Below are 8,044 nucleotides of genomic sequence, written 5' to 3'. Positions count from 1 at the left end.
AAAAAAAAAAAAAAAAAACTATTAAGTCCAACTAGGTTCTCATGGCTATGAGAATTAAAAAAATTAAAACATCAATGAAAAAACTAATCTTATTATTACTCACCCTTACTGTAATTACAGCTTGTGACGTTGAACCTTTAGATCCTGCATACACTCAAGGCAGCGGCAGCAACGGAGGTGGTGGAAACAATGGTAGTGAAAGCGGAGACTTAACGCTATCATTATATGAGTTAGACACAGAACTTAGCTTTGACTTTTTTGGTACTCCTGTTCAAACCAACACTAAATCAGACTTTAGTATTAGCAACAACAAAATTGCTTCAGCTGTTAATCAGGTATCTTTAAGCGGAAGTCCATTTGTAACCGAAAACCAACAAATTACCCGTAATGGTTCTGGACAAATTATTAGTGATATCTCTGTAAACTCTGCAGGTGTAACTACAAATGAATATATAATTACCTATACGAATGGAGTTGTATCTAATATTACTTATGACTATTACGAAGATGATTTTGACGATTACAATTATAATTTCACCTACGATGGTAACACCATCACAAGAACTAAAGTAGGCTCTACAATTTCTACTGTATTCACAGTAGATAGTTCAGACCGTGTAATTAAAAAAGAATCGTTTGATGGTGATGTGTCTATTCAAACCGAAACAATATCTTACAATACAGCTGGTAATATTACAAGCAGTACAACAACAGGAGAAACACAAAGCAATACAACATATCAGTTTGACAATAATATAAATCCTCTAAAAGTGGTTTATGAAGATAACTACCTTCTATCATTTTTACGCGATGAGTATTCTGATGAAATTGGTCCACAAATAGCTCAATTTCTTTCTACCAACAACTGGAATGCAGCAACTTTTAATGGAGAGAGCGCCACTTTTGATTTAGAATATAATAGCGCAGGTAGAATTACAAAACGTGATATGGATTTTAATTCTAGCCCAGAATTATCAGCAACCATCAACGAAAGATTTACTTACGTAAATTAACCTTATAAATAATTAAAAAAGAGAATCTCAACATTGTGATCATTTAATATGGAATCTATTCAAGCCATAAAACAACGTTTCGGCATTATAGGAAACGACCCTAAACTCAATCGTTCTATCGAAAAAGCAATACAAGTTGCTCCTACTGATATTTCGGTATTAGTCACAGGAGAAAGTGGTGTTGGAAAAGAAAGTATTCCCAAAATTATTCATCAATTATCACACAGAAAACACGGCAAATACATTGCCGTAAACTGTGGAGCAATACCAGAAGGCACTATTGACAGTGAACTGTTTGGGCACGAAAAAGGTGCTTTTACAGGAGCAACAGCAACACGTTCTGGATATTTTGAAGTTGCTAATGGAGGTACTATTTTTTTAGATGAAGTTGGAGAGTTACCATTAACAACTCAGGTACGTTTACTACGTGTTTTAGAAAATGGCGAGTTTATAAAAGTAGGGTCTAGTAAGGTTCAAAAAACAGATGTAAGAATTGTAGCTGCGACAAACGTTAACATGTTTGAAGCCATTAAAAAAGAAAAATTCAGAGAAGATTTATATTACAGATTAAGTACTATTGAAATCAATTTACCTCCACTTAGAGAGCGTAAAGAAGATATTCATCTGTTATTTAGAAAGTTTGCTAGTGACTTTGCTCTAAAATATAAAATGCCAACGGTAAAGCTAACAGACGACGCCGTTAACTTACTCATTAAATACCGCTGGAATGGTAACATTCGTCAATTACGAAATGTTGCAGAACAAGTGTCTGTTTTAGAACAGCACAGAACTATAAATGGTGTCACAATTCAGAATTATTTACCAGATACAGGTAGTAATTTACCAGCTGTAGTAAACAGTTCTAAATCTGAAAGTGATTTTAGTAGTGAAAGAGAGATTTTATATAAAGTCTTATTTGACATGAAGGGTGATCTAAACGATCTTAAAAAACTCACCATGGAACTCATGAAAAAAGGAAGTGTATCTGAGGTTCAAAAAGACAACGAGCATCTAATTCAAAAAATTTACGGAGACGATAAAGACGAAGCTTTTGATGCTGCTGTTGAAGATTTAGAAGTTTTATCTATACCACAGCGCACAGAAACGAACGAATCTATAGTTTCTGATGTAGAAGACAAATATCATTTTGCAGAAGAAATAGAAGAAGAAGAAACTTTATCTTTACATGACAAAGAATTAGAATTAATTAAGAAATCTTTAGAACGTCACAGTGGTAAACGTAAACTAGCTGCTGCTGAACTAGGCATCAGTGAGCGTACGTTATATAGAAAAATTAAACAATTTGATCTTTAAGATAAGTTTGTAAAACATTCATAACTAAACTTGCGTTATTAGAGAACTAGTTGTGATAAATGTGCCATCAAATCAATAAAAATAATTTAGACATAAGTAAATGAAGGCTATATTTACGCTTTTATAACTATGAATAACCAAATATTTATTAATTGAAAATTTTAAAATACATTTTTATATTAACGATTTGTCTTACAACTTTTGGATGTAAAGTCAACTATTCATTTACTGGTATTACAGAAACACCTGAAACATTTCAGGTAAATTTCTTTCAAAATAATGCCGATTTAGTAGAACCAGGTCTAGATCAATTATTTAAAAACACGCTCGAAGACCTCATCGTTAACCAAACAAGTGCCAATTTAGTAACTACAGGAGGCGAAGTTATTTATGAAGGGGAAATTACAGAATACCGTATTTCGCCAATGACAGCAACTGCAGAAAATACAGCTGCGCAAAACAGATTAACTATAAGTGTAAATGTGCGTTACATCAACACAAAGAATGAAGAAAAGGATTTTGAAAAACGCTTTTCTTTCTTTTATGATTACCCAGCCAACGATCAACTTACAGGAAGCATAAAAGATACAGCACATGAAGAGATTTTAGAACGTCTCACACAAGATATTCTTAACGATTCATTAGCAGATTGGTAAAACATGCAGCTTCAAGAACTCACATATTTATTACAACACCCAGAAGCTATAACAGCATCTCAAACCGAAGTATTAGCTTCTGCCATTAAGCAATATCCTTATTTCCAACCCTTAAAAGCACTTTACCTTAAAGGTTTAAAACAAAAGGAAAGCTACAAATACAATAATGCGTTAAAAGTTACGGCCGCACACACTACAGATCGTAGTGTATTATTTGACTACATTACTTCTGAGGTTTTTAATCAGAATGAAATATCTGAACATATTAAACAAAACATAGAGCATCTAAAATCTATAGAAGTTAATGAAATAGATGACATCTCTGTTAACAAAAGTGTAACTATAGACGACGCTTTAAAAGAACATATTAAAGCAACTGAAGGAGTTTTAGACCCTGGTTTATTCGAGGCAAAACCTATGCCCGAACCTAAAACAGAACCGCAATCTTTAAAATTAGAAGACTCTATTATCTCGGTAGATGTAAAAAACATTACAGCCGAAGAGCAACTTAATATTGGTAAACCTTTAGATTTTGATAAATCTGAAAACCATTCATTTACAGAATGGTTAAAAATCACAAGTTTCAAACCAATTGTACGAGATGAAACTGAAACAAAAATTGAACCTAAAACAGAATCTAAAAAGGAAGATTTAGAGCAAGAACCAGCTACACCATTGCAAGACAAACTTGCAATTATAGATAAATTTATTAGTGAAAACCCAAAGATTAAACCTGTTTCTAGCAATGCTCCAAAACCAAAGCTAGTCAACAATGACAATCCTATTTCAGACAGTTTAATGACTGAAACTTTGGCACGAATTTATTTAGAACAAAAAAACTACGATAAGGCAATTCAATCTTACAAGATTTTAAGTTTGAAATATCCAGAAAAAAGTAGTTTCTTTGCACACCAAATAAAATTGGTAAAAGAACTAAAAGATAATAATACAATATAAAATGAGTGCATTTACAATATTTTTAATACTAATAGTAATCGTTGCGTTTCTACTTGTCGTAGTCATTATGGTACAAAACCCTAAAGGAGGTGGATTATCATCATCTTTTGGTGGTGGTGGCACACAGCAAATGGGAGGAGTTCAAAAAACTGGTGATTTTTTAGATAAGAGTACTTGGTTTTTAGCAACAGCATTAATTGTTTTAATCTTAGCATCTAATCTTACAATTGGTTCTGGCGGAAGTACAGAATCTAAAGCTTTAGATACTAATGAATCAACAGAAATGCCAATTTCAACACCAGCTCCAACTAACAATTCAGCTACAACAAACGATTCAATAGGAGGTTAACTAAACTCTCATTATAAAACAACACTAAGCCAGCTCATTCAGCTGGCTTTTTTTATATCTGAAACTTTGTCAGACTTTCTGTCTTGGCATAATTTTCGAACTACGCTAAAGCGTAATTTATTAATTAAACAACTAAAAAATATACAACAAAATGAGTTTAAACATTAAACCTTTAGCAGACCGTGTTCTAATTGAACCTAAGGAAGCTGAAACTAAAACAGCTTCAGGAATTATTATTCCAGATAACGCAAAAGAAAAACCACAAAAAGGAACAGTTGTAGCCGTTGGAAATGGAAAAAAAGACGAACCACTAACAGTTAAGGTTGGTGATACTGTACTTTATGGAAAATACGGTGGAACTGAACTTAAACTAGAAGGTAAAGATTACTTAATGATGCGTGAAAGCGACATCTTAGCAATAATCTAAAAAGTATTTGGCTTTGGGCGTATTTAGCCTTTAGCGTATTAACAAATAAAACAGTTGTAAATTAACAATTTAGCTGGTAGCCAACAACTAACAGTTAAAAGCAAAAACAAAAAAAATGGCAAAAAATATTAAATTTGATATTGAAGCACGCGACGGATTAAAACGCGGTGTAGATGCTCTAGCAAATGCAGTTAAAGTAACGTTAGGACCAAAAGGCCGTAACGTCATTATTGGAAAATCATTTGGTGCACCACAGGTGACTAAGGATGGTGTTTCTGTAGCAAAAGAAATTGAGCTTGAAGACGAGCTTGAAAACATGGGAGCTCAAATGGTAAAAGAAGTAGCTTCTAAAACCAACGATTTAGCTGGTGATGGAACAACTACGGCAACTGTATTGGCTCAAGCTATTGTAAAAGAAGGACTTAAAAACGTTGCCGCAGGTGCAAACCCAATGGATTTAAAACGAGGTATAGACAAAGCTGTTGAAGCACTCGTTAAAGATTTAGATAAGCAATCTAAAAAAGTAGGTAGCGATTCTGACAAGATTAAGCAAGTCGCTGCAATTTCTGCTAACAACGATGATACTATTGGTGATTTAATCGCTAAAGCTTTCGGAAAAGTTGGTAAAGAAGGTGTTATTACTGTTGAAGAAGCCAAAGGAATGGAAACTTACGTTGACGTTGTTGAAGGTATGCAGTTTGACAGAGGTTATTTATCACCTTACTTCGTTACAGATGCTGATAAAATGATTGCCGATTTAGAAAATCCATACATTTTATTATTTGATAAGAAAATTTCTAACTTACAAGAAATTCTTCCAATATTAGAACCCGTTGCACAATCTGGTCGTCCATTATTAATCATCGCAGAAGATGTTGAAGGACAAGCATTAGCAACTTTAGTTGTAAACAAACTACGTGGTGGATTGAAGATTGCTGCTGTAAAAGCACCTGGCTTTGGTGACAGACGTAAAGCCATGTTAGAAGACATCGCAATCTTAACAGGTGGTGTTGTTATTTCTGAAGAAAGAGGTTTCTCTTTAGAGAACGCAGATCTTTCTATGCTTGGTACTGCTGAAACAGTAACGATTGATAAAGATAACACAACAATTGTTAATGGTGAAGGTAAAGCGGCTGATATTAAAGCACGTGTCAACCAAATAAAAGCTCAAATAGAAACAACAACATCTGATTACGATAAAGAAAAACTTCAAGAACGTTTAGCTAAGTTAGCTGGTGGTGTTGCTGTACTTTATGTTGGTGCTGCTTCTGAAGTAGAAATGAAAGAAAAGAAAGACCGCGTTGATGATGCTTTACACGCAACAAGAGCTGCTGTTGAAGAAGGTATCGTTGCTGGTGGTGGAGTTGCTTTAGTAAGAGCTAAGAAAACTTTAGAGAAAATCACAACAGATAACCTAGACGAAACAACAGGTGTACAAATCGTAAATAAAGCTATTGAAGCACCTTTACGTACTATTGTAGAAAATGCAGGTGGAGAAGGTTCTGTTGTTATCAATAAAGTATTAGAAGGTAAGAAGGATTTTGGTTACGATGCTAAAACTGAAACTTACGTAGACATGCTTAAAGCTGGTATCATCGATCCTAAGAAAGTTACACGTATCGCTTTAGAAAATGCAGCTTCTGTAGCTGGTATGATCTTAACTACTGAGTGTGCTTTAGTAGATATTAAAGAAGACGCACCTGCTATGCCACCAATGGGTGGAGGCGGAATGCCAGGAATGATGTAATAAAAAACATCGATACCTAATGTATAAAACTGTTAGTGAACAAAGTTAAACTACAGTTATAAATTTAAAAGCCTTTGATTTATATCAAAGGCTTTTGTTTTGGAATAAATTCATTAGATTTTTAAATCTAATCCATTATTCTTATTACAGAAATTGCTACCAACCTAAACTAAAGAAACAAACACATACCACGAGGTCTTTAAACTCTGGTTCCTATTACAAAACCAGCAAAATTACTCGTCTATTTCTGTAATACTAAAATCGGCAAATAACACCTCTTCATCTCTAAGATCCTGCGCATTTAATAAACTCCTGTAAATGCCCCATTTTGGTCGTACAAAAGTTGCTCCAGCTCTCCAATTTATAATTGAAATATTTGAATAGGCAAACAAAATTGTATTATCACTCACTTTTTTTATTTCAATTTCATAGGTTCCTGATGTACCATATTTTATGATTTCGGTAACCTCTAACCAAGTATCTACAAAAGGTGCTAAATCTGTTTCTGCAAGGGTATTTTGGTCATCTGTTTCGGCATAGCGTAATTCTAGTTTATCCGGATTTCCTTTTCGCGCTGTTAAAGTATACATTGGCATGCTAGCCAAAGATCCTCCTACAGATTTTAACTGGTGTAAATGCGTAAAATTTGGAGACGTTTGGAATCCTGATTTTAATTTGAATTTCCATTTGTAAACAACTTTTTCGTTGTCTACTCCTAATAAATTATCTGGAGATTGGTCATACGTTTTTATCTCATTTCGTTGTCTATCAAAATTGATACAACGGTCGTTGTCTGGAGAAGCATGCATATAAAACCGAAAAACATTTGTGTTTAACTCACTATCAAAAAGCTCATCAATATGGTCCCCAAATTCTGGATGATTACAATCTGGCACTTCTATTGGATTATAACCAGGTGCTAATATTGAAGTAATTAAATCGTAGGTATTTCCGGGTCCGTCAGCTTTTAGTTCTACTCCTTGCGGACTTGGGTTTTCAACATTCTTTATCAGTTGAATTGTTACTAAATTATTATTTGGATTTAAGTCGTTGTAAGTATTTTGAAATCCTATTTTAAAATCTATTGTTGCAATTACCTGAGTTGTATCTGCATTAAAAATTTGTTGTTTTTCAGTTTCACTCTCAAGCGCATTTCCGTAATTATAATATAATGCATTGTCTAGTTTTTGCATCAAATCATCATTGTTTGCCCAAGCAATTAAACTTTCAGATGATGTTATAGAAATATCTGTTAATATTGGTTCTGTAGTTTCATCATTTTTATTACAACTATTTAAAGCGAATAATAAAACAACTATTAAGATTGGAAAGACACATTTTTTCATATTTAAAAGACTAAAAATACTGGTATTTTCTTACTGCTTATTTTAAAACCCAATCCCAACTTGCTGATATTAAATTTGTTTAAAACGAATACTAGATCTTAACGAAGTTCGCTTAAAACTTTTAAAACGTCAAATTAATAGTAAACTATAATTAAGTTCTGTATCATAAAACCATAAAAAAAGCCTGAATATAAATTCAGGCTAAAACATATTATGTCTTTTTTTATTCTGGAAT

At 33.3% G+C, this 8,044-nt stretch carries 8 protein-coding genes; 7 read left to right on the top strand and 1 reads right to left on the bottom strand.

Translation table 11 applies throughout. The features are described from left to right. The first annotated feature begins 74 nt into the window (after window positions 1-74). From KO504_RS16710 to groL, 7 genes are all read left to right on the top strand, one after another. Complete coding sequence (locus tag KO504_RS16710) at window positions 75-1,013, top strand: hypothetical protein (RefSeq protein ID WP_215928784.1); 939 nt, start codon at window positions 75-77, stop codon at window positions 1,011-1,013. 48 nt (window positions 1,014-1,061) lie between these two features. Continuing rightward, the gene (locus tag KO504_RS16705) at window positions 1,062-2,327 is read left to right on the top strand and encodes a sigma-54 interaction domain-containing protein (RefSeq protein WP_215928783.1); all 1,266 of its coding nucleotides are present in this window, start codon (window positions 1,062-1,064) and stop codon (window positions 2,325-2,327) included. 152 nt (window positions 2,328-2,479) lie between these two features. Then, a complete protein-coding gene (locus tag KO504_RS16700; RefSeq protein ID WP_215928776.1) occupies window positions 2,480-2,983 on the top strand; it encodes an LptE family protein in 504 nt (167 codons plus the stop codon). A 3-nt stretch (window positions 2,984-2,986) separates the two neighbouring features. After that, entirely contained in the window at window positions 2,987-3,940 is a 954-nt protein-coding gene (locus KO504_RS16695; RefSeq protein ID WP_215928775.1) for a hypothetical protein, read from the top strand. 1 nt (window position 3,941) lies between these two features. Then, the gene (gene secG, locus KO504_RS16690) at window positions 3,942-4,289 is read left to right on the top strand and encodes a preprotein translocase subunit SecG (RefSeq protein WP_215928774.1); all 348 of its coding nucleotides are present in this window, start codon (window positions 3,942-3,944) and stop codon (window positions 4,287-4,289) included. Between the two features lie 151 nt (window positions 4,290-4,440). Next, complete coding sequence (locus KO504_RS16685) at window positions 4,441-4,716, top strand: co-chaperone GroES (RefSeq protein WP_215928773.1); 276 nt, start codon at window positions 4,441-4,443, stop codon at window positions 4,714-4,716. Between the two features lie 115 nt (window positions 4,717-4,831). Next, on the top strand, window positions 4,832-6,463 hold the full coding sequence (gene groL / locus KO504_RS16680) for a chaperonin GroEL (protein WP_215928772.1): 1,632 nt from the start codon (window positions 4,832-4,834) through the stop codon (window positions 6,461-6,463). Between the two features lie 233 nt (window positions 6,464-6,696). Here the strand turns inward: groL and KO504_RS16675 are convergent, their stop codons facing one another. Then, window positions 6,697-7,809, bottom strand: coding sequence for a polysaccharide lyase (locus KO504_RS16675; RefSeq protein ID WP_252723726.1), 1,113 nt, complete (start codon window positions 7,807-7,809; stop codon window positions 6,697-6,699). Window positions 7,810-8,044 lie beyond the last annotated feature (235 nt).

It is taken from the genome of Winogradskyella psychrotolerans (genome assembly GCF_018860565.1).
Lineage (GTDB): Bacteria > Bacteroidota > Bacteroidia > Flavobacteriales > Flavobacteriaceae > Winogradskyella > Winogradskyella damuponensis.
The sequence above is the reverse complement of the archived record's forward strand: the minus strand, read 5'-3'. Positions and strand labels throughout refer to the sequence as shown.